Below are 25,150 nucleotides of genomic sequence, written 5' to 3'. Positions count from 1 at the left end.
CCTCTAGGATTATCTATTCCAAAAGAGGGTACTCTATTATTAGTATTCAGCAACCACTAACCATTTGCCAGCAACAACTTTAAACATGATATCATTTGAATCTTCACTTACATATTCAAAACCATCCAGCTGTTTGAATTTCTTATCCCCCTTCCAAACATTTTTCCCATTTACTAAAATCTTACTAATCTTTTTGTCTGATTTAGGTACATATATTGTTGCCGCTGTTTCTTTGGGAGAACTTAAATGAATAGAATACCTATCTTTTGATTTATTGACTTCAACAGAAATATCGCCTTTTACAGAAGGAACAATTTGTTTTACATTCGTAAGATGCGCTAAATTTGGCTTTACTTCAAAAGATTTCCAAGCTACATCAGTTGCCTTTATTCCTGCAATATATCTAGAGAGTACATAATTAGGCGCATTCCACGCATGGTTAGGGGTACCAGGTTTTTTATCATCAAATTTTTCATAAAGCGTTGTTAGTTCTTTATTATTTACTTGAGATTCATAACGCTGTTTCATTCGCAACAAGCCCTTATCATATTGACCTGTCAACATAATAGCCTCTTGTGCAAGCCATTCCATGTGAGGACTTGCTTTTTGAACAGGAAGTAAAATAGAATCTACTAATTTGTCATAATGGGCTTTGTCAGCCAAACCACTTACAATAGCCAAAGACGTGGTACGCTCTTCTATTGGTTTTCCTTTTGTTCCATAATGTGTTCCTTGCCAATACTCATTTGCGAAGTTTTTTTCAATACTTGTGATGCGTTCATTATACCAATTAATATCGCTTTCCTTTTTTAAAGTTATTGCCATTTTTTTAGCTGCTTTTAAAGCCATATAGTACCAACAAACATTCGTAGGAGTTGGATCTGTATCTTCCCCCCAATCTACCCAATTGGCATAGCCCTTACGATGTTCGGGTAAGCCATTGGATTCCATTTTCCAAAGATTTAGATAGTTAAAGATAGCTGGATAAGCATTTGACAAAGTTTCTTTATCGCCTGTATTGTAGTAGTATTGCCAAACTACTTGATCAATAAATTGTAAACTTTGACAAGTAAGTTCACTACTTTTTCCTCTGTAAGCACCAAAGCCGGGTGCCAACCCTTGAATCGTATCACCAGCGCGATATGCAATCGTATTATCAATTCCTTTTTTCAGCAGCTGACGTCCTGCATTATCCAAAGTGTAGAAAATGGCACCTGTTTGATCGGCTACGTCACCTATCCATAACCCACGTTCTCTATCCGGACAATCCATATAGCCATCACGGGCGCATATATACAAGGTATTACGTGCCATCCACCAAAGACGAGTAAAATAGCCATCATTACATTCAAAATTACCTGTCATTTCTCCAACACCTGTCCATCGGTATTTTAAGTCTAATACCTCAACACCTGGCGGAATACTATAGGTTACTACATGACCATTTATCCAAGAATAGCTCTCAAAGGCCTGCTCCCCATCTTTCGTAATGTAAGTTCCACTTAACATATTAAATGGATTGTCGGTATTTGCAATAATGGTTTTACCAGCAATACTATTTACTTTAAGGTAAGGGGTAATTTGTTTGTTGAAAGGAAGTTTAGCATGGATGATTACTGTTGAATCTGTATTGTTTTTATAAGGTAATTTAATATTAACCTTATCCGTTTTAGAGCTAATTTTAAGTGATTCATAATTAGTTAAGCCTCTGTTGTTCCATTGCGGAATAGCTCTTTTTACTAAACTTCCCCATGGAAAACTGTTTGCTAATCCTTTTAGGGTTGGACTGCTCCAATTATTATCATCATAATTTTGAGAGTACCAAGCCTTATCAGACCAATCTCCCATAGCCAAACGCGCATCAAATTTTACATTGTAAGCATTAACACGATTGGCAGAATCGCCACCGCCACCGCTATTGGGGTCGTAAGCTGGATGCACTTTTAGCTTCCAGTCTGTATTTGATTCTATAATCTGATTTCCTAAGTTGGCATGAAATAAAAGACCGCCTTTGCCACTATCATCATGAACTTTTCGTGTTCTTCCCCAGTACCAAACCAAAATAGCGATGGTATTTTGCCCTTTTTTTAAATGGGCTGTTAAGTCAACCTCATCATAATAATTGGTGTTGGGTGCCGCTCCACGAGCCAAACCACCTTCAAACAAAACTGCTTTACCATTTACCCACAGCCAATATTTAGTATCTACAGCTAAATGTGCCAAAGCTTCAGTAGGAACATTTTTAAGGTCAAAAGTTTTACGAAAAGCAACCCAGGTATTTGCAGGTCCTGCCTCTTCTTGCCACATCCATTGTGCGTTACCCCCCCAGTTGGGGGTTTTGGCATAGCCAATAGTTGTAAAAACTGTAAAAACTAGTAGGATAACAAAACGAAGTTTTATTTGATTTTGATAGATGATATTCATTTATTTAAATTATGTTTTTTGAATTTTATGACTGATAAATTTAATTTGTTGATTTATTTATACTATCCTGCACTGTCTCACTTTTACAGGCTAATCAGTAAAAAAAAGTCATCACTAATTCTTATTATTTAATCGTTTCAATAATAATTGGCCCTAACAAACCTGATGATTGTATGTCACTATCAGGCTTAATATCATCAGTAACTAACCAAGTATATTTTTTATCATCAGACCGTTGTTTGTCTCTTATGAGTTGATTTCGCCACAAGTTCACCACCTCAATTTCTAATGTATTCTCTCCTTTTTTCAAAGCATTTATGATATTTAGTCGGTAAGGTGCCATCCACACACCTCCCATATCTTTTCCGTTTAGCTTCACTTTTGCCATTACCGAAACTTTCCCTAGATTAAGGAATAGATCTTGGTTTTTTGGAAGTTTATTTATATTAAAAGTTGATGAATAAACAGCAGTTCCTGAATAGTACTTTAGTTGCTCATCTTCTGAATTTCTCCAATCTATTAATTCATCAAATACTACAGGATCTTTAGGTGCAATATCTTTGTTTATAAATTCTACTTTAAAAGGCACTTTAATAGTACTCACCTTTTCGTAAACAGGAAAATTAGTAGCATAAGTAGGTTTCACTTCGATATTATTGGCTTCATTAGCAAATACCACAAACCAACTTTGAGCAGCTTCCATTGTTAATGGTACTTTGATACCTGTGCTTGTTATTTCATAGTTGGCTAAAGCTCTTATATCGCCACTTACCGCATCCCACAATTGTGGTTTTAGCTTTTGATTCACTCTAAAAACTGGAGATAAATCAATGGTCTCATCACTTTGATTACTTATAAAATAGATTTCCATACCAGGCATCGTTCTGTGAATCCACAGTACTGGTGCATCAGCAGAAAGCTCCAAATCTTTTGACAGATTAATAGTCTCGAATACTTCTGACAATTGGAAACCATCCATCACTTTTCCTTCGCCATATTGTACCGCCATTTTACCTTGATTGTATGTTCCATTCCACAGTTTGCTAGCCAATGCTTTCACTTGCTCATCGCAGGCTGGGAAATTCTGCAAACTTGGAGATTCTAATGGTTTTGGACCTAAAATAACACCTCCTTGTTGTACCAACGCTTCAATCTTCTTTAGTAATTCAGGACGCATCGTAGTAAATGGAGGTAACACCATCACTTTATAAGACATCCCATCAGGTAACACAAATCTGCCATCTTTAACCGTTAAGCGGTTCATAATCACCTCAGCGTTGATGTAATCATAAGAATATCCTTGTGGAATTTCAGGATTACGAACACCCGTCATTACAGGAGCATCTTCACCTATATAATAGCAAACATCGGCTACATATTTACCTTGTTGTAATAAATGTTGGCAACGACGCAGATAATCAAAATAGGTATCAGCCTGACCAAACCAAGTATTATGACGGTTAAACTCGGTGCCAAACCAAGCGTTCATTCCAGGTTTGCGTTTATCATCAGGTTGTTGAATATACAGGTGCAATACGAAATGATTAATCCCTTCTGTAAGTGCCCAATCACCGCGTTTTTTAAGCATGGCAGGATGACGCAGGAAGGCTTTTCGGGAGGAAGTAAAAGCCTCAGCCGAAGTTATAGGCTTACCATACGTATGTGAGGTTGAAGAAGAAGCTTTACATTCGATATTACCGAGAGTACCTTCGTTCCAAAATTCACCTCCTATCAAATCCGACTGTCCGCCATACATCATAAACTCGCCCGGAAAACCCCAGTGACCGTAATTTTCTAACCAAACTTTAAGGTTGTGCTTGTTACTGGCTTTGCGTAATCCACCCACGTATTCATAAGCAATATCATCTGCAATGGAACGTCGCAAATCCCACAAGAAACGTTCAGATAGCTCTACACTACCCACTATTCTTCCAGAAAGAACGGGTAAGAATGGCACAGGATCGTAGCCATATTTTTCTTTGAATTTAAGTTCATAACCGTCTGTCCAGTTTTGAGCCCCTTGTTCATAACTATCTGCTACTACATATTTAAAAGCTGATTGGCTTTCTTTAGGAATTCTTTTTATCAACTCGCCAACAAAATTATCGAAGTGGTACTCTGCTAAAGAGCTACTCATTTTATCAATTTCGTAACCAACACCTTGTGGCGCTGCTGGAGCGTTTTTAGTGCCTGTAGGTGTCATTCCCATTCGCATAATAGTCCAATCTCCTGCAGGTGCATCCCAATTTAACACTCCATTTTTATCGAGTTTATCGTTTAAAGTAATCAATGCATCAGGATTAATACATAAACTTTTATCTTTCAGTGCTTCTTGTTGTCCATAGATGTACGAATCCCATTGAATACTGGGAGTGGAGTTCATTTTACCCAGTTGTTTCTCAATGAATTTATCTAATACAGGTGCTTCAGAAATAGTAATTTCAGCAAAACCATATCCATCACTTTTGGTTCTGAAATCAGTACATTTTAATATAAACTTTTGTCCTTTTACATCTGGTAAATCGGTAGCATAAGCGCCCGTTTTAATGAATGCCACATTGGGTTCTATTTTAAAACGGTCAAAAGTAAATTCTTTTACAATTTTCTCCTTGCCATCAACCACAACAACTAGCATCATATTACATTTGAAAGCTTTGCTTGGTGTAATGGCTATAGAACGAGCCGTTATTGTTTCAGAAAGTTCAAAAATAATTTCTAAAGAAGCACCTTTCTTGGGTTCAAAGTTGGTACCTTCTTCTATATTTCCATCGGTTAAAATATTTACGTTAATATCGATCCAATTGGTAGTTACTTTGGTTGGAATGTACTGTGTACTTCTTTTTTCGACCTCAGACGATTTGAATGCAAAGGTGTGCGTATCTTGAAATTCATTTTTCGGTTTCTCAAGTTGTATGTTAAGTTTTTTTCCACCCGAAACTTTGGTTTCGCTATACGTAAGATAACGCATCGATTTAGTATAATCGACCCAAGGACCACCACTTTGGCTCCATCCAGGACAGTTAAACACCCCAATATCTACCCCAATACGCTTGCCTTCAACCACAGCATGTACCATATGCGACCACCAATTTTCACTAAGCATGGGTACTTTTCCGTCTTTATGAGCTGGATTAATATTTCCAATGAGAGCTCCACCAATACCCGCTTTTTTCATGGCTTCCAAATCCTTGGTAATACCTTCTTTAGATATATCATCATTAATCCAATACCAATAACACCAAATAGTATTGTCGTTGGCAGGTTTGGTAAAATTAGATTTTAGTTGTTGAAAGTTTTGTTTGCTCATTTGGCTCCAAGTTTTAGAGGAACTCATTAAAACAAGCATGAACAAAACACTTAAATAACAGGTAAATATTCTTTTTGAATTCATTTCTGTATGATTTTTCATAAAAAGACACGACTGTTTTGCAATACAATCACAAAACTGTTGTGTCTCTTAAAAATTGAAATTATTTGTAAACCGCTCTAATATTCCAATTACCTGAATGAACTTTGAATTTCAAATAATCAATAGATTCTTGATTATATTCAAAATTTTTAGTATCCTTTATTGTTTTTCCATCCTTCCAAACTAACTGTTCATTTAACCATACCTCTTTTATTTCTTTGGCATTCTTAGGAATTCCTACATGGGCAACAGTATTTTCTGGAGAAACCAGATTTATATAAAAACTACTTTCATTTACTTTAAGGTCAACATTTATCTCCCCTTTAACGGTTGGTATGGTTTCCTTTAAACTTTTTATATGCATTAGTTTAGGCATGATTTCATATTCACTCCATGCCACTTTAGTAGGTACAACTCCTGCAATATATTTGGATAAAATGGTATTAGGCGCATTCCAAGCGTGGTTGTAACTTCCTCCATTAGGAAACATTTCGTACAACGTTGTCATCTCCTTTTTATCAACCTGACTTTGATATTGGTCTTTCATTCTTTGTAAAGATTCTTTGTGCTTTCCTGCCATACACATGGCCTCTTCTGCAATCCATTCAAAATGCGGACTTGAAAAGCGATTTGGAATTAACACATTATCAACAATCTGGTTGTAATATTCTGGTTTTGCAATACCCGAAACTATTGCGATTGCATTCGCTCTATCATCCTTTAAACTTTCAGGATTAGAACTGTAAAAACCATTTTTCCAATAGGCTTTATCAAAAGCTGGCTTCATTGTTTGCATTCTATTGGCATACCATTTTATATCTTCCTCTTTACCTAAGACTTCAGCCATTTTTTTAGCTTCTTCAAGTGCTAGGTAATAAAAAGCTGCTTGAATAGGTTCGCTATCAATGGTGTTTTTTACGCCCCAATCTACCCAATCCCAAGCATCTGGACTTTTCCCTTTGCGGTATTCTGGCAGTCCGTTTTCTTTCATAGGGAATAAGGCTAGATAATTATACATATAAGGATACACTTTTGCCAAGGTTTCTTTATCTCCTGTATTCAAATAATAGGGCCAAACGCACTGTGCAATAAACTGCAAACTTTGTGCAACCAACTCACGCACTCTAAGTGGCCCTAATGCACCAATCACTCCATTTTCGTTAAATGCCAAGGTTTGTAATATAGCCTTCTTTAATAACTGACGACCCGCATTGTCCATCGAATAAAAAATATAGCCTGTTTGGTCGGCTACATCACCTATCCATAAAGCACGCTCTCTATCTGGGCAATCCATGAAATTATCACGGGCACAAACAAATAAGGTGTTGTTTCCCATCGACCATAAACGATTATAAAAAGCGTCATCAACTTCAAAGGTACCTGCCATTTCACCAACAGTCATCCAACGGTATTTTAAAGCTTTCACTTTAACTCCTTTTGGAATTGTATAGCGCACTTCGTGTCCGTTCATCCAAGAAAAGCTCTCGAAAGATTGCGTTCCTTCTTTGGTAATATAAGTAGCGTTGATTCTATTTAATCGGTTATCGGTGGTGATAAAAATAGTGTCACCTGCTTTGGCTTCAATTTCTAAATAAGGAGTAATTTGTTTATTGAAAGGAAGCTTACACTTAATGGTTTCACCTTTACTGATATAGGGTAATTTTAAGTCTGGAGAATTCGCATAATCTTGTAATCCATGATTGATTAAATGAGGGACAATATTTGGTTCTAAGTTATACCAAGGTGCAGTCCCAGCCACTCCTTTTTCAATGGCTTTAGGCCAATTTTTATCTAAAAAACCTGAAGTGTACCACGCCTTATCTGACCAATCATTCATGGCTTTTTGTGCGTCAAATTTAACGCAATACTGAACCACTGCATCACTTGCAGGGGGAATGGTATTATCATAAGCAGGATGCTGTTTTGCTTTCCAAGATGCATCTGAAACCAGTTTCTGTTTTCCAATATTCGCCGAAAACAAAAGGCCTCCTTTTTTACTATCAATATGAGTTCCTTTGTGTGTTTCTCGTCCCCAATACCAAACTAAAATAGCAATGGTATTCTCTCCTTTTTTCAAATACGGTTGAATATTGACTGTCTCATACCACGAATTTGCTGGTGTTATTTTGTTTTTTCTATCCCAACTACCCGCTTGACTTGGACCTCTTGACAAACCTCCTTCAAAGAGTACCATTTCGCCATTAATCCATAACCAAAATTTACTATCGACTGAAATAAACGCCTCTACCTTATTCGGCACTTCATTTATATTTATTGTTTTTCTGAAGCTCATCCAGGTGTTGGATGGCCCCTCGTCTTGTTGCCAAATCCATTGTGCGCCTTGCCAGTTTGGTGTTTGAGCAAAAGAAAACGATGTTAATAGCACTAAACTTAAAATTAAAGAAAATCGAATAATTATATGGTTTTTGAAATTCACGGTGCCTGTATTTTTTTTCTTTTAATAAATAAATTTAAATCTTAGATATATGATTTTTGTCCTGTATTGTCTTGGTTATTAGCAATAAAAAAATATGCCTAGACAATATCATTGTTGCTAATACCAGTTGTATGGTATTTAAAGAAAAGAATTGCATTACGATACATATATTAACAAATTCGTACTACATTTAATTTCAATAGTTTCCCTAGCTTTTCTATTTTATTGGCAATATGACCAACACCAATGGCACAGTGATGTGAAGGCCCTTGTTTAGACCATTCGTTCATAAAAGCACGTGCACCAATTGAAAAACGATACCGACTGTTGGTATTACCTATATGAAGGACTGGACCTTCAACCGATTCACCTTCCGCAACTAATAAAAAGACTTCATCTTTACCTTCAACCACTGAAAGTAAAGTGACTGGACCGTGTTTTACAGTCATTTGAATAGACAAACCTTTACCAGGTTTTCCATGATATACAGGAAGCGGCACTAACTGAACTTTCCCTTCGGCAATGGCAAAATGAGCAGGACCATCATGCCCTAACATGACGATATCATCATTAAAATCCATGGCATAAAACTCTGAGAAAGAACCACCAACGCCAAAGGCATCCATAATTTTCATGGCTTGAGCATTTTTCACTTCATACTCACCAGCAACAGGAACATTTTTTCCAGTTAGCAAGGTGTTTCCGGCAATAACAGAAGTTACTATATTTTCATATTCATTACCCGATTCGCCTTCGTAATAGTAAGCTAAAGAACCAAGATTATGAGCTTCTACCAATTTATCAAGTGCTACGGATGTTTTTGCTGCGCGAATTAATTCTGCTTCTTCACATTCTGAAGCAACCTCGAAAGTGTTGTGAAATTCTTGAATTTTTGTTTTAATTTCTGTTTCAGTTACCTCGTCTCTGTATTTTTTTACTTCGCACATTTCAACAATTTCTATGTGCGTCCCAAATGCTGCTGATTGTTTTGTTAAATCGGAATACACGTCTAACATTCCGCAGTAATAATGTCCTAAAACTCCCAATCTATTGTTATTCATTATTGAAGCTACATTCGCAGCATCAATCCAATCTTGAATGTCGCCCCAAACAGCTTGTTCACCTAAATAGCCTGTTACAAATTCGTAATCCAAACCTGCACGATTGAAAACATTAGCAATTTCGGGAACAGAACAAGCTTGACAATGAGCTAACCATTCGCCGGTCATCAACCCGCGGTCGCCCATTGCATTAAATTTTTCGTAATCAATAGCAGCCACTGGTTGGATATTTAAGATAACAATAGGACATTTTAATTTTTGTACTACTGGTAACACTGTAGACGACAAAGCGTATGTTGAAATATACAAAAACACCATATCCACATCGTTTTTCTTGAGAACATCAGCCGCTTCTCTTGCTTTTATGGGCGAATCAATTAACCCTACATTTACAACCTCTGCGCCAAATTCGTTCATTTTATTGGCTATCTGATTTTGATAACTTTCTAACCGCTCGAATAGTCCTTTAAATTGTGGCCAATAGGTATCTAATCCAATGCCATATAATCCTACTTTCATTTAGTTTTTTTCTTTAATTAGATTGATATATTTTCAACTCTGAAATTGATGGTGCTTTTTTAGCTTCAACAATAAAAATTCTACATTTTGAAGCAGTAACTGACTCAAAGCTATGCTCTTTATTAGCTCCACAATTTGTTCCACTTACAATATCTTTCCACGATCCATTTTCCCAATATTGAATTTTATATGTTGAAATATTATTTTCAACTTCATCAACAACCACTTTATTAAAAGTTTGTGGTTTTACCCATTCCACCTCTAAATATTGATTATTTAAGTCGTTAGCCAACCAACGTGTTTCAATATTATCATCATTTGCTTTAAAAGCTTCAAAACCTGGTAACTTTTCAGTTTCAATAAACATGGATGATGCATTCATTCTTCCTATTGAAGCTAAATTTGTTAAATTGTTTAACGGCTCTGGATATGACACTTTTGGAAGTTCATTCACTTTAAAATCATAAACACCAGATGCTACATTATAAATTACGTAATTTCCAACAGCATCACTTTTTTCAGTACCTACAAAATTGACTCCTTCTGAATTTTCTGCTAAAACATCACCTTCTTTAACATTTTCCTTATCAACAGCAGGCAAATACACTTTAGCAGTTGTATTTACAGGAACTTCAATATGAAAAATTGCAGCGTTATCTTCCTTAGTCCAGTTTACTACCACATTTCCATACATGCTTTCGTATTCAGTATCTGTAAAGGTTAAATCGCCTACTAATGCTGGTTTTATAATCATATTTTGCATTCCTAAACTTTCAGGGTTTGGTCTAATTCCACCGAAACCTTTGATAAAATAACCACCAATACCTGTGTAACATGTATGAATTTGACTATTTCCAACAGCAGACCAACGCTCTGGCCATACCGTTTTGCCTTGTTCTATAAAATACCCATAACTTGGATGATGCTTGTCTTGCAACAGCTCATAAATTAAATCCATACGTTCACCCGATTCAATAAAATAGCGTGTGTACAATGCTTGACCTGAACTACCCGTATCGTAATATGGAAATTTATAAAGGACGTTATCTACTAAATTATCATATACTTTTTGCTTTTCAGACGCTGGGGTAACACCAGATAACAAAGCAAAAGCTTGATTGACTTGTTGCCCATTACCATATTGTCCGGTTTCTAGATTATACGTCATTTTATGCGTGGCTTCTCGTTGAACTTTTAAACGATTGGCATATGTTTTGGCATCATCGGTTTTACCTAATTCTAATGCCATTTTTTCTGCATTATCGAGCATTACTGCGTAAATGCAATTGTTAAAATGTATGGCTTCGGGCGAGTTACTACTGGTCCAGAAATTACCTCGTGGTGTACACCAATCGCCTAAACCAGGGAAAGTTCTCGACTCTTGTTTCCCAGTAATTAATGCACCACCTGTTTTATAATTAGAATTTTCAAACATCCAAGTCATCCATTTTTGCATGGACTCATAATTGTCTTCCAACACTTTTTTGTCGCCTAACATTCTGTAGGTTTCCCAAACTGTTAACGGGCTATTGGCTTTCCACATTAAAAAAGGACGGTCATTTTCATTTACAATACCGCGAATCTGTCCGTCAGGCAACTGTGCATCGCGGGTATATTGTAAATATTGGTCCATATAAGCACCACTTTCAAAATTTGGCAGTGCATCACCATACATGGCGGCAACGGTGACTTCTCCCCAACCGCGTCGTTCTCGATGCGGACAATCCACCAAAATACCATCCATAGTATTTGCGATGTAGGTATCTAAATTAATCTTATAAATTTTGTTGAGGAGCTCGCTTGAGGAATGGAACTTACTGATAATTTTACGGTCGTTTGTAACTACATAACCTTTAACATCGGCCAAATTGGGTTGGTAATTTAGGCCGTAAACAGTAATCCAGCGCCCACCGGCTACATTAAATCGGTTTGCGAAGGTGCCTTTACCCGATTTCCCAAAAATGTATTTGCTTTTTTGCTTCCAATTAGAGCGCACATCTTCTACATCGCTAATTTCAAATAAAATAGAATCACCTTCTTTACCATTAAATAAGGTCATTTCAAAAAAACCAGTATAGTTTTCACCCATATCTACTCGATACGTGCCATCTTCATTTTTAGTGATGGCGGCAGGTTTAATCGCTCTAAACTTAACTTGAGGCTCTACCATTTGCGCACTGAGTTGCGCGGTAATTGGGCTGAACTTTCTATTTTGAAATTTACCTTTACCTATTAGTTTATCTTCTTTTACCTCCACAGAATCATTTATTTCTTCGAGTGATACATTTAATTTTTCAGCATTATAAATCCTTGCATTAGCCCAATCAGCATCATTGTATGCAACAGTATTCCAGTCGTCTTCCTTTAACCTATCATCTATGGTTTCACCTCCAAAATCTAATATATCCCAATCGCCATAATAAGAACTGTGGCTTTTTTTACATTTCCAAGTTTCATCCGTTGCTAAAACTATTTGCTCTTTATTTGTTGTGATATTGGCTTGCGCTTTAAATACAAACGGTGGGTTGCGGTATTCTGTAATGCGGTCCCATCGTGCCCAACCTGCGGCGTGCCAAATGGCGATGACATTATCGCCTTTGTTTAAGAATTCCATAATATCATAGGTTAAATAAGGAATGCGTTTTTTCATATAAGACGATACCGGATTCATCACATTATCAGTTACCTTTTTGCCATTTACATACAATTCGTGATAGCCAAAAGAGCCTACATACACAAAAGCCGAAGTAGCTTTTTCATTGAGTTTAAATGTTTTTCTATACCAATTATGGTCGGTCTTTTTTTGGTCGAGTTTATGAATCCAATCGCCTTTCCAGTCTGAAGTATTTAAAAGTCCCATGGAAAATTTAGCGGATTCACTCCATTTAGATTGGTTTCCTGAAACATCCCAAACACGTACTTTCCAATAATATTTGGTTGAAGATTTTAATAGGCTACCTTTAAAAGCATTATTTACTGATGAATCTGTAATTACTTTTCCTGAGTCCCAAACATCGCCTTTATTTTTATTCAAAAGTTCCAAACTGCTCGACACAAGTATTTGGAAGGCTGTTTGTTTTTGTCCTCGAATATGATTATCGTCTATTAGTTTCCAACTAAATCGAGGCGTGGTATTGTCAATACCTAACGGATTCGTTCTATATTCACATTTAAGGTCGGTTAACTCCACTTGAGTTGCCGCAAAACTGTGTGAAATAGTTATTATAAGAAATAAGCATATTAATTTGTAAACTCTAATCATTTTGTACGTTTTAAAATCCTTCTTTTTAAAATATTTAAGCACTTTTTGATATCAATTTATATAATTCAAATAATTTATAATTTAAATAACATTTAGTATATTAAAACCCTTAAATGGGTATATTTAGGATTATAAAAATCAACAAATTAAACTTCAAAAAAAATTAACAAACTGATATATTTATTGCACAAAATGACATGAAAAATATATACAGAAAATACCTCATCGTTTTTGACCAAGACAAAAAGTGGGGATTTTATATAAATAGCCTAGGAAGAACCATTATTGAAAAAAACAAGGAGTATCCCTCAAAAGACCATCCTGAAAATTATGTTTTTAATTGGGATAAGGGAAGAGTTTTGGATGAATTTCATTTGGTACTCATTACTAAAGGCGAAGGTGTTTTTGAAAGTAATGAAACAGGCGCTTTAAAAATTTCTGATGGCGATGTATTTTTACTATTTCCGGGGATATGGCACCGCTACAAACCTCTAATAAAAACAGGCTGGACAGAGCGTTGGGTTGGGTTTTCTGGAGAAATAGCTGAACAATTTTTATCGAATGGTTTTTTTAACGCAAACGAACCTATTATTTCTAAATGCGATAAATCTGCTGTTTTAAACTATTTCAATGAACTTTTTAAACTTTTTGATGAAGAACCTTTTGGATTTCAAAGATTGGCTTCAGGTATTTGTATTCAATTAATGGCTGAACTTTACAATATAAAACACGGAGGAACTAACATTGAAAATCTTAATTCAATGGTGTCTCGTGCAAAAAGCTTCATGTATCAAAACATCAACAAATCGATTGATTTAATCAAAATCGCTTCAGAATTAGGTGTCGGTTATTCAAAATTTAGATCGGATTTTAAAAAACAAACAGGCGTTTCTCCACTACAATACTACTTACTTCTTAAAATAGAAAAATCGAAAGAGTTACTTTTAAATTCCACTAAAAGTCAAAAGGAAATTGCCTTTGAACTTGGTTTTGAATCTGATTATTATTTTAATAGGTTATTTAAACAGAAAACAGGTTTCGCACCTGGACAGTTCAGAAATATGAAATAAAATATTTTTTATATTAAAACAAAAGCGGAAAATTAAATTTTCTGCTTTTGTGAATATGTTAATCAGCTAATTTTTAACTCTAAACTATCTTCTTCCCTAAAAGAAGTTAGACCTAAATTCGAATTTTTCGAATGCAAAAGATCCAATTTTTGTACTTACACTCACTTCAGATCCAGGTTTCCCATCACTTCGTTCTGTGGTGATAACACTTTTCCATTCCGTAAATATAGGAGGGTGAGGGTTTTCATAATTTTTATAGGCTTTATATCCTTCAGCTGTTAATATTCTATTTGGAGCTCCTTTATTATCAAAACCACTTTTCACAAAATTTAAGTTGTTTACTAAAAAATTTTGAAGTTTATTATTCTCTTTGCCATAAGATTTACTTCTGTAATACAGCGTGGTTCCTACAGGAAAATCAATAATGAAAGAAACATTAACAGGTTCACTTTCTATATAGTTAATTGAGTTGCTATTGTAATTATAAATTAAAACATCATACTCGTTTTGATTGTCATTTTTAGCAAAAATAGCATCCAACTCGTTAGTAGAGGTCTTTGGATTTCCACTTATATTGGTTTCATAGCGAATCATCCCCAACATGGTCTTTAACTCTTTAATACCATCTGGATCTTCGCTACCTATTCCGTTTGACCATCTGTAAATAAATTTTAAGCCGTAGTTTTTATAGAAAGTGTTGGACAAAACCAATTCTACAATATCCCTATGTGTGGATTCACAAGTAATTAGTACACCTCTGCCATCCGCTCCATTCATAGTTGTTACAGTACTATATTCCATGAGATCTATTGTTGTGTTAGCATTCCATTTTGGGTTATCAATGAGCGGAGCGAAACTTTTAGTATACTTGTCACGCATGTCCCTGGAACTACTGTCCCCAATTTTTATGTAATCTGATATCCCCCAAAAGTCGCACTTTATATTATTTGTATAGTTATAATCAATAAGGTCTTCTATAAAGGATGCAAAGGGTTCTCCTTTATAATTTAACATCTTCCCTATTTTAAGAAAACCATGTTCTCTGGTATGCAAACCAACCATGGCATTTGGTAAAACAGATCTTACTGCACTTTCAGTATTTGCAAAATGTTCTATAAAATCTTGTTTAGTGCCGTACCAATGCTCTGGAGTTTCTATTTCAGAACCTACTCTAAATCGCCAAGACAATACTTTTTCTTCACCATAAGTCTCAACTAACTTAGCCATTAATGCTTTTATAAAATCATGATAGGCTTGTTTATCGGCAGGCGGAAGTGAGTTACCGTATTTAGACATTCTTTCATTTTCGCGAAAGTGAATATTATCTCTTGTGCCATTTGGGATGAATGTGTAGCCATGTTGAAATGCCCATGGTGGTTGATCTAATGCAATTTGAAGAATCTCAGTTTGCGAATTAAGAATTCTATCGAGTCTTTCAATGAGGGGTTCCCACCTATAAACATAAACGTTATTAATTGAATCATATAAACATGGATCGAAATCTAAATCTTTTTGAGGAACTCCATTTACAACTTTTATTATCCCGCCAATCATCCTAACAAGGTTCATCTTGAGTCCTGATCGAATAGTAGACCCATTTCTTGGGCTAATTCTATTGGCTGTATTCCAAACATTATGAATTGGAAGGTTTCTTTTGGCTTCACTTGTAAAATCGGTAGATAACTTCACCTGTGCATTGGTAAGAGTCATCCACATAAAACACAAAAAACTTAGTAAAGTAATTTTCATAAAAAAGATTAAATTTTTATGCTATTCAAATATATTTAATTCAAAAACATTTGGTATCCTGTAATGCCTTAATATAGTTTTTATATGAATTTTTAAAATTCCTTCTTTAATAGATTTCCCTATTCGCACCAATATGACTTACCAATAATCAACACATTACTAATTGTAATAGAAAATTTAGTTTTTTTTTGAAAACGATATTTAAACTTACAACTAAGCATAAATTTAAAAAAATGTCTAGGGAACTGAATATTAGTTAATCAAAATTTAGAATAGATTTTAAAAAACAAACTGGTAGTTCACCTTTACAGTTTTATAATTGAATAAAAACTGAACGTTATAAAGAATTACTGTTAACAATAGACAAAAGCCACAAAGAAATTTTACTTTACCTTGGCTATGAATCCTAATACTATTTTAATCTTCTTTTTAAATAATAAACTAGTATGTCTCCAAGAAAATTTAGAAATCATCCTAAAAACTTGTTCTCAAGTATCTTAAATTAAATAACATCATAAAGCAGAAAAAAGTTATTTTTTCTGCTTTATGATTAGAAACTTGAAATTAACGTATTACTAATTTGGTATGATAAACCTTTTGGTTTTCATCCGATACTTTAATGAGGTAGATACCCGATTGAAATTTACTACCAGTCTCAATCTCAATTTTATCACTGGTAGTTGTAGTTGTATAAACTGGCTTTCCTAAAATATCGTAAATACTAACTGAAGCCTTTCCTAAACCTTTAAAATTTAAAACGAACTTATCATTTGCAGGATTTGGGTATACTTTAATAAATGATGTATTTATTTCATTTTTTGAAGTGCTAAGAGACCCACTAACTATTATGGCCTCCCATTTACTTCTATCATCAGTCTCTGGAACTGAAATATGGGTTACGCTTCCATTTGCTTCATGATACATGAATCTGCCGCTACTGCCAGATTCAAATCTATATGTCTCATCGGTTTCGTTGAAATGTATTGTCCAAACTTTATCGCCATCACTTGATGGTGGATTGTTTGCTGTACTTACAACTACATAAGCACCCCCTGGCCCACTAGCACCTGGTGCACGTAGTATTCCATAGGTTTGACTATCAATATTATAATAAATGCCGCTATCTACAAACGTCCAATGTGTGTTTTGTGCCTCACCCGAATCACCCATAGTTACTGGTGTAGCACTTGCGCCAGCATCTGTTAAGTATTTCCCGGTAGCTACATTTCTCAGCCTGTAAACGTCTCCTGTTGTAGTTGGAGGTGGGTTAGAATCCACAACTTCTGCCTTTTCGTACGTTGTATTTGCCCATCTAATTTGAGCTCTTCCCCCTTTAACTCTGTATGCACCATATCTAATACCAGATTCTGTTCCTCTTTCTGGCGAAGGGATATTCCAATTAAAAGCGTCTCCTCCAATTATAGCGTCGCAATAATGAATTTTTTTAGTGGCATCGTTTGGGTCTTCTCTAAAACCTACCTCTAACTCGAAGCTAGTTTCGGCATCTTTAGCTACGTTCTTAAGGAAAAGGATTTCTCTACCACTGCTTCCTTCTCCACCACGAACCAAGATTCGCTCAGCATAAATATTGAAAGACACTTGCTTACCTGCATCGGCACCTGTGCCATAAACGGGCTTAGCCAAATACAAACAAATAGCCGGATCTGCAGAGCCACCGCCACCCGTGTGTTTTCCTTTAGCTTGAGCTATATACGTACCGTCACTACTGGTTCCTGTTGTATCACCAACTTCAAGAATCCTAAAGGTTCCTGTAAATTTTGCAAAACTACCCACACCTGTTTGCTGAGACCTGCTTAATGAGCGTTCTATTCTTGGTTGCAATGTTGCATCAAAATCATTCGAATCAAATGTTATGTTGTATACACCCCAAGTTTTTCCATAAACACTACTTTCTTTGTAATTGGCGTAACAACTGCGGTCATCAATAGTCCCCACATTTACAGGGTTAGGTATATCTGTTTCTCTAACTGTATTTGTTCCCTCTGTAGTACATCTTGTAATAGGCCCAGTATCTTCATCAGGCGCTGTCTGTGCTGTTAAAAAAAGTGAAAACAGCGCAAAACCATAAAATATTATGGATTTAAAAGTATTTTTTTTCATAGCGATAATTAAATTTTTTAAAGTTCTAAATTTTTAAGGAAATCTCTATCCTGAATTATCCTGTTTTAAAATTTAATATTTTGATTTTTCGACAAAACCAATAATTATTAGTTAAAATGTAACCAACTGAAAGCGTATTCTAAAGCAAGCCAAAATTAAATTAAGGCATTGTTTTTAAAACTATTGGACCTATTAAACCTGACACCTCTAATTCGGTTTCATTTGTTTTGGGTGGATTTGTAGTCCAAGTTTTTTTATTTTCTTTAGTGCGGGAATTATCGAAAATAAGTTGATTTCTCCAAGTATTGGTTACTTTAATTTCAATTTTATTATCACCCTTCTGCACGTAGTCCGAAATATCAAAAATAAACGGTGCTGCCCATTTAACACCTACCTTTTTATCATTTATCCAAAGTTCTGCGATGTTATAAACCTCGCCTAAATCTAACAGGGTTTGTTCTCCTAAATGCTTTAATTTAATTGTTTTAGAATATGTTATGGTACCAGAATAATGCTTTACAGCCTCATCTTCTAGTTGGGTTAATGATTTTAAATATGGCATTTCAATAGATTCTGGAGTATCCCAACCTTCGTCGAATTTTAATGTCCATTGTGATTGCAGTGAACTTTCTTTAACCGAAATATTTTTGGTTATTTTATTGTCATTCAAATAAAAGTCATAGCTCCCTGTTTTAGAAGCCATCAGTTTTTCTCCTATCCATGATAATTTAGACAAATCTGCTGTATCATGACTTCTAAACCATCTTGTTTCCGCATTCAAAATGACCTCATTACCAAAATTCACTTTTGAAGCATAGGGTTGTTTATCACCTTTCAAAAAAACGATAATGGCACTTCCGCTTGCGGGTAAAGACAATACGACATTGGTGCGTTCACTTGATTTGCTCCAAATTTTTGCTTCCCTTTGTTCGCCTGTAAAAGCATCCCAAATTTGAGGATACACATTTTGTAACCTAAAACTCAAGGCTACATCCATGGGTTTATCCATTTTTGAAGCAACAAAATAAATATCGGCATCATTTGTTTTGCGATGAATCCAATTAATATCTAAATCTTTAGGAACTACTACATCTGGCAGAATGCTTTCTTCATTTAAAACCTCATCGATAGATTTTCCCCAATATACTTTTCCTTTGCCTACTTGTTTAACCCCGCTTTTACTTGTTCCCCATAACTCATCGGCAATAGATTTTAAGGCTTTTAAATCCATTTTATCATCCATTAAACTCGGTGAATCTGTAGGTTTATCTCCTAGAATTACAGCACCAGCTAATACCAATTCCTTTAATTTCTGTGCTGTAGAAAGTAACATGTCTTTAGAATCTCGTAATAATATAACGCGATAGTCGCCTGCATGTTCTACATGAAGTTTACCATCTACAATACTCAATTTATCATGTAATATTTCAGCATTCAAATAATCGAATCGGTAGCCTTTCGGAAAATAATCTAAATCAAATGGCGGACGTTCAAAATTATCACCATAATACCAAAGTACATCGGCTACATATTCCCCTTGTTGCAGCATGTATTGGTTTCTAGTTAAATAATCGGTCCAATCAGGCATGTACTTCCACCAAGTTTGATTTCTTACTAAAGGAAAACCAATGTTGCCCCCAAAACTAGATCCTGGATAGACTTCTTTTTGCGGTGTATGTGAAAACGTGTGAAACACTAAATGATTAACTCCTTTTGTAAAATTATAATCGATTAAATATTTAACGGCGAACGGATGCTCGTTCCATTTTACACCAACTTGAGTACAAGCTTCGGCAGCTAATACGGGCTTGTTGTACAAATGTGTTGCAGAAGCCGCATTATATATTGGTTTTGCATATTCGTTTTGAGCGGATGGTGCAGAAGGGTACCAGAACTCCGTCATAGGAATATCGCTAACACCATAATACCGCATGGGGTCGATTGGCAACACTTCGCCACCAGCGCCTTCAGTATAAACTTTAGCGCCCATATCGTGGGCAACGGTTGCAAAATGAGAAAAGAAATTATCAACATAAACATCATCCATGGTTTGACGAAGATCTCTTAAAAATTTTGTTGTCGTATCAGGACTTTCAATAATATATCCCATAGTGGCGGGTAAATAAGGCTTCATACTATAGCCTCTGCGCGTTTCAAATTCTGTAAACATGTCCTCAGAATTCATGGTCCACGTAGGTATATGGCTTTCCCAGCTATCAATTAAAAGCCCATGTAATTTACCGTCGCCAATGGGTCCGCCATCATTAATTAAATTACCTATCATGCCATTTCTTAAGTGATTTTCAATGGCTTTTTTATCTAATTTACTGGACTCCCAACCTGTAGCCTCGGGAACTGCAGGTTTGTTAGTTAATCGCATATTAATATGCCCAAAACGCACCACGGTCCAATTGCCTTCTGGCACTTTCCAATTTAATTTTCCTTCGGGTGTTAATTTATCAGAAAGGTTAATAATTTGATTGGAAGTGATTATGGTATTATTTGGAAATTCGAACGTAACGTCCTTTTCAAGACGTCTGAAGGCTTTTCCAGCTTTCGCTTCATGATTATGCAATCTTGGTTTTGAAGATAAGCGTATAAATTCTGGTTGAATAACATGTTCACCTTCAAAAGTGAAAACAAATTCTTTCGATGTGGTTTCTGGAATTGCTAAGGTGAGATGTTTCTGCCTATCGTTCCAATTGGCATCAGGTAAATTAATGGTTGAAATGTGGATTAATTGGTTATTTATGACCGCTTGAACCTTTACATTAACATCCACTTGTGGATACTGTGAATCCATAATGATATGTCGCAACGGCGGAAAAACAATGGATCGCAAGGTTATTGGGTTTTTAAATGTTGTTTTTACCCAAGTGTCATTTGTGTTAATTTTAGCAATTCCTGTTTCACGATATGCCTCGAGTGGCTTGTCTAATTTTGTTGTTTTATCGTCAACAATAATTTTAGACGCTGGATTGAACATATCTTCCCAAGGTATTAATGCATTATTGGTTTCAATTTTTAACGGATTATGTGGAGCTAAATCATCACCTTGAAGCGTTGGAAAAGCAAGCACTAAAACATCTTTATAATCATAATCTTTTGTTGTGAATACCGAATCTATTTCCAGAACCTCATAAAAATTCTGTCTACCTTTTAGTCTGTATGTTGTTTCAACCAATTCGCGCTGCGCCTCTTCCGCTGGAACCCAAGGACCTCCTGTCATAGACCATCCTGGGCAGTTTTGCATGGTGAATTTTAAACCTAATCGCTTACACTCATCTGCCGCATGACGAATCATGTCTTCCCACTCAGGCGATAAAATTTTAATAGGTTCAACATTTGGATAAGGTTGACCTGCTTTATTAAATAAATGAATGCCTTGAAGCCCTGCTTCTTGTATCGCTTCTAAATCTAGGGTTAAACCCTCTTTGCTAATGTTATTGCCATTAATGTGAAACCAGGTTTCTGGACGGTATGCGAGCGAAGGATTTTTAAAGTTTTCGCTTAATGTCTGGAATGTTAAACCATCTGAATTAATTGACACATTCTGACACATGGCTTGGTATCCAAAAACAACTACCCCAATTGCCAAAAAAATAATATTGCGTTTCATATATTGATTCATTCTTTATGTTAAACCATTTTATTTCTTAATTACCTTAATAAACTTAGGATTATCTAAATTAAGCTTGAGCACATAAATACCTTTGGAAACATCACTTAAATCTAAATGAATCTTAGCGTCAGAAATGTTGTGTTTGCCCGATTTTATTAACTGACCTTGCAAATTGTAAATTTCTATACTAATATTAGTATATGATGCATTTGGGACTTCTATATTCACTATACCAGTAGTTGGATTAGGATATGCGACTACACGCTTAGCTAAACTTATATCTTTTGTTGATAATTCGTAATTTAAACTGTACTCCGAATAGGCTTTTCCATCGCTATCGCCATTTATGGTTTGATCCATAAAAGTTAGCTGTTGCCCTTTACCCATATATAAGGATACATCTGTACTTCCTGTATTTACCTGCGTTCTTACCACTGCAAATCTTCCTGTAAAAGCAATGTTTAAGTTGGATAAATTTACAGACAAATTATCATTATCGTTGGAAATAATCACGTCTGTTATTTGTTTTCCATTTACTTCCGAAACTACTTTTACGCCTATAACTTTAGCATTATCATACAAATACGAGGTCGATTTTATGGTGCTAGCTGCAATCCCCGATGGTTCGTAAATAGCAATAAAAGGTTCATTCCAAGCTTCACCATATTTACGCATGGTAATAACAGGTGTTTGCTTACTACTATACCCGTTAAGCGCTCCTTTTGTATAAGGGGCGAGTGCCGTGGCATATTCGCGGTTAATACCTTCTGGAATTAAAACATTCATGTATTTATTAACCGTATTTAAAGCAAAGGTTGCGTTTACGGCTTGCGTTGTTAAAGCTGATGAATTTACATTTTCAAAAAATGTCCAGCCTGTAACATCCCCAACACTATCGGTGGCATATTTAGTAGAAGTGCTTAATGGAACATTTGTATCATCTGAAAATGTTAAGGATACAGCATCACCAATATTGTGATAAATATAATCATGGTAATTATTAGATACTTTGCCATTTGATCTTAAAATATCAAAATAATACCCTGTTGTTGCACTTGTACGAATGATACTATTAGTACGTTGTTGTTCACAACTATTAAAAGCATCATTGATATATTGTGTTGAAAATGAAAAGTTAGTTGCAATAGGAACGCCAAAAGATTTAGGTTCCGAATCCAATAAATCAACATTTGCGACTTTAGTCAGCCAATTGTTTCCTCCTCGTTTTCCAGAACCATTAACAATAACTGTGTTATGGGCAGCATGACGCACTCTATAATTTTCGTGTTCATCAGATCCATAGGATCCGCTACCACTTTCAGCCCCAAAAATTTGTCCTTTACCATACAATTCCATGTCAATTCCTGTTGAATGGGTATGCACATAGGCCGCTCCACCAGAATAATACATCATACCATCGTTTATTATATCTGGGGTATTATAATTTCTTTGAACCACGATTCCTGCATGTTTTAGATTATATGTGGATTCCGTATTAGGAGGCACAACGGTTTGGGTTTCCTCAACATTTTCGCCCCATAATAGCTGTAGAGGACTTGTAAATTCTAATCTATCGGTTACAATTTGAGGGTTATAACCCCCAGCTTTTTCGTAATAATACTTTAGGTTTTGCTTTGCGAATTGCGAATACGTTGGTAGATTTTTTCGGTTTGCAATGCGCAGTATCCATTGGTAGCCTTCATTCATATCGCCTTCTGTTCCGGTATCGCCAAAACGCATTAACTCATCTGAAGGATAAATCCAATTGGCATAACCAATGTAACCATCTAAAATTTGTATGTTATTATTTACCAAATCCAAACTTGGTTTGTAACGATCGATAACATTCATGGACTGGATAACAAGCGCATGAGACTCTTTCGAATAACTAAAGGTTTCTGGCCACACCCCATTTTCAGTAAAATTATTTAGTGTCCATGTATAGGCATCAAACGTTTCGCTTGTATTATTGTAGAATCGATCAAAATATTGTTCTCTTTTAGTATCATCTGATATCATTAAAAGATTAAATAAGTTACCATTACCAGCTAAAACAGAGTGATTACTTTTTGGCGCTCTAATACTCATAAACACAATATCTGACAAATTAGCAACCGTGGTTTGCGCTGTGGCATCGTTAAATTGAATGTTTGTTCCCATTGCTAAATCATAGACCGTATTATTCGCATCATTTACATAGTTATATAAAAAATCATAAGTCAAGGCAATGCGCGGAAATAAAGTTCGAGATTCTAACCACCCATCATTAAACATAAGACCATCGGTAACTTCTTGATATTTTTGAACAGGTTGTACCGCCAAATATTTCATATAATGACTTAATATATCAGCGGCATATTGCGCATAACTGGCATCATTGGTTAAATAATACATTATGGAAGCCTCATTCATTGAAGCGACAATATCGGTATGTGTTGTTCTATCTGCAAGCACGCCTGGAATTGCTGGAATGGCACTTAATGTTGCTGCCGGATTTGATTCATGTGCATTTTTTACAGCATCAACACGCGCTTTTAGTTGGCTATATAAAGAGCTTGCCCAAGTATATTGATGAATATTATCAACAATTTGTTGTCTTTCAGGATAAGAAGCCCAAATAAATGGATGTGTTAATGTTAAATATGAAGGCGGGGTATCGGGTAAATTTATTGTAGGAGGGGTAACAGGATCATTTATTAAATCCCTCATTTCAATATTATCAAAATCATAAACTCCGGTTCCCGAAGCTGAAGTTGCTTGAATTTTAAATCCTGTTATATCAGCTGTAGGTGAAGCGGTGTTTTTTAAAGAAAAATCATTAATTCCTCTTGTTGTTCCAACCCAAACATCCATTTTGCCATTGGCTACTGCTTCTATACTAGCATCTGGCCCTGTATAAGTTTGATCGCTACCAGAGTTGTTTACTACATAGGTAATAGTTTGCTTACCCGTAAACTCAGCAGACTGAGGAGCTCCGCCAATATTATCTACCGTACCAATTTTAAAATTACCAGGTGTAGATTGGACAAGGATTCCAAATCGACTTGCATAAGCAGAGGTAGTTCCACTAGACGCTGATGAAAATCCGTTGCCTATAAATACACTAAAAATTGGAGATTGTGTCCCAGCTGTATTACCCGACGCTTCAAAATCCATTTTAAATTGCACAAACGTTGGATTTGTACTAAATGTGAAATTTCGATAAGCATAAATAGAAGCTGTACCTGTTCTATTAAATCTTAAAGCACCGTTATTGATGGTTGTAATAAGATTTGCCCCATCTGGAGATATCCCATTAAATTGACCAGAATCTGGTGTTGCACTTACATAGCTTGAAACATTTGTTGAAGCACTAAAATCTTGCGTGAAAATTTGAGCGTTTAACGTATTTGCAAAACCAATACAGAAAACTAAAAGTTGTATTTTTCTTATCATTTTAAATATGCTATTTGAGTCATCTAAAATATTGAAGTACT

At 35.5% G+C, this 25,150-nt stretch carries 10 protein-coding genes; 1 reads left to right on the top strand and 9 read right to left on the bottom strand.

Translation table 11 applies throughout. The features are described from left to right. Positions 1–39: 39 nt before the first annotated feature. The 5 genes from ACFQ0I_RS07755 to ACFQ0I_RS07735 form a co-directional block, all read right to left on the bottom strand. Positions 40–2,424, bottom strand: a complete 2,385-nt coding sequence (locus ACFQ0I_RS07755; protein WP_379940959.1) for an alpha-L-rhamnosidase-related protein — start codon at positions 2,422–2,424, stop codon at positions 40–42. A 124-nt stretch (positions 2,425–2,548) separates the two neighbouring features. Then, the gene (locus tag ACFQ0I_RS07750; protein ID WP_379940957.1) at positions 2,549–5,833 is read right to left on the bottom strand and encodes a glycosyl hydrolase; all 3,285 of its coding nucleotides are present in this window, start codon (positions 5,831–5,833) and stop codon (positions 2,549–2,551) included. Between the two features lie 61 nt (positions 5,834–5,894). Continuing rightward, positions 5,895–8,270, bottom strand: coding sequence for an alpha-L-rhamnosidase-related protein (locus tag ACFQ0I_RS07745; RefSeq protein ID WP_379940955.1), 2,376 nt, complete (start codon positions 8,268–8,270; stop codon positions 5,895–5,897). A 170-nt stretch (positions 8,271–8,440) separates the two neighbouring features. Then, positions 8,441–9,850 carry an L-arabinose isomerase family protein gene (locus ACFQ0I_RS07740; protein WP_379940953.1) on the bottom strand — a complete coding sequence of 470 codons (1,410 nt, stop codon included), beginning with the start codon at positions 9,848–9,850 and terminating at the stop codon, positions 8,441–8,443. Between the two features lie 13 nt (positions 9,851–9,863). Then, the gene (locus ACFQ0I_RS07735) at positions 9,864–13,112 is read right to left on the bottom strand and encodes a family 78 glycoside hydrolase catalytic domain (protein WP_379940951.1); all 3,249 of its coding nucleotides are present in this window, start codon (positions 13,110–13,112) and stop codon (positions 9,864–9,866) included. A 197-nt stretch (positions 13,113–13,309) separates the two neighbouring features. Between ACFQ0I_RS07735 and ACFQ0I_RS07730 the strand changes: the two genes are divergently transcribed. Further along, positions 13,310–14,182 carry an AraC family transcriptional regulator gene (locus ACFQ0I_RS07730; RefSeq protein ID WP_379940949.1) on the top strand — a complete coding sequence of 291 codons (873 nt, stop codon included), beginning with the start codon at positions 13,310–13,312 and terminating at the stop codon, positions 14,180–14,182. A 96-nt stretch (positions 14,183–14,278) separates the two neighbouring features. Here the strand turns inward: ACFQ0I_RS07730 and ACFQ0I_RS07725 are convergent, their stop codons facing one another. From ACFQ0I_RS07725 to ACFQ0I_RS07710, 4 genes are all read right to left on the bottom strand, one after another. Continuing rightward, a complete protein-coding gene (locus ACFQ0I_RS07725; protein ID WP_379940947.1) occupies positions 14,279–15,931 on the bottom strand; it encodes a GH39 family glycosyl hydrolase in 1,653 nt (550 codons plus the stop codon). A gap of 564 nt (positions 15,932–16,495) precedes the next feature. After that, on the bottom strand, positions 16,496–18,052 hold the full coding sequence (locus ACFQ0I_RS07720; protein ID WP_379940945.1) for a T9SS type A sorting domain-containing protein: 1,557 nt from the start codon (positions 18,050–18,052) through the stop codon (positions 16,496–16,498). A gap of 160 nt (positions 18,053–18,212) precedes the next feature. Then, positions 18,213–21,671, bottom strand: coding sequence for a glycosyl hydrolase (locus ACFQ0I_RS07715; RefSeq protein WP_379940943.1), 3,459 nt, complete (start codon positions 21,669–21,671; stop codon positions 18,213–18,215). Between the two features lie 30 nt (positions 21,672–21,701). Next, entirely contained in the window at positions 21,702–25,109 is a 3,408-nt protein-coding gene (locus tag ACFQ0I_RS07710; protein WP_379940941.1) for a T9SS type A sorting domain-containing protein, read from the bottom strand. Positions 25,110–25,150: the final 41 nt, after the last annotated feature.

This window comes from Mariniflexile aquimaris (genome assembly GCF_042676825.1).
GTDB classification, from domain to species: domain Bacteria; phylum Bacteroidota; class Bacteroidia; order Flavobacteriales; family Flavobacteriaceae; genus Mariniflexile; species Mariniflexile aquimaris.
Note: the sequence above shows the minus strand (reverse complement) of the source record. Positions and strands in the feature narration are given on the sequence as shown.

Excerpts from the sequence above, each read along its gene's own strand:
- ACFQ0I_RS07715 (WP_379940943.1), bottom strand. The coding sequence starts at position 21,671 with ATGAAACGCAATATTATTTTTTTGGCAATTGGGGTAGTTGTTTTTGGA.
- ACFQ0I_RS07755 (WP_379940959.1), bottom strand. The coding sequence starts at position 2,424 with ATGAATATCATCTATCAAAATCAAATAAAACTTCGTTTTGTTATCCTA.
- ACFQ0I_RS07710 (WP_379940941.1), bottom strand. The coding sequence starts at position 25,109 with ATGATAAGAAAAATACAACTTTTAGTTTTCTGTATTGGTTTTGCAAAT.
- ACFQ0I_RS07730 (WP_379940949.1), top strand. The coding sequence starts at position 13,310 with ATGAAAAATATATACAGAAAATACCTCATCGTTTTTGACCAAGACAAA.
- ACFQ0I_RS07720 (WP_379940945.1), bottom strand. The coding sequence starts at position 18,052 with ATGAAAAAAAATACTTTTAAATCCATAATATTTTATGGTTTTGCGCTG.
- ACFQ0I_RS07735 (WP_379940951.1), bottom strand. The coding sequence starts at position 13,112 with ATGATTAGAGTTTACAAATTAATATGCTTATTTCTTATAATAACTATT.
- ACFQ0I_RS07740 (WP_379940953.1), bottom strand. The coding sequence starts at position 9,850 with ATGAAAGTAGGATTATATGGCATTGGATTAGATACCTATTGGCCACAA.
- ACFQ0I_RS07750 (WP_379940957.1), bottom strand. The coding sequence starts at position 5,833 with ATGAAAAATCATACAGAAATGAATTCAAAAAGAATATTTACCTGTTAT.
- ACFQ0I_RS07725 (WP_379940947.1), bottom strand. The coding sequence starts at position 15,931 with ATGAAAATTACTTTACTAAGTTTTTTGTGTTTTATGTGGATGACTCTT.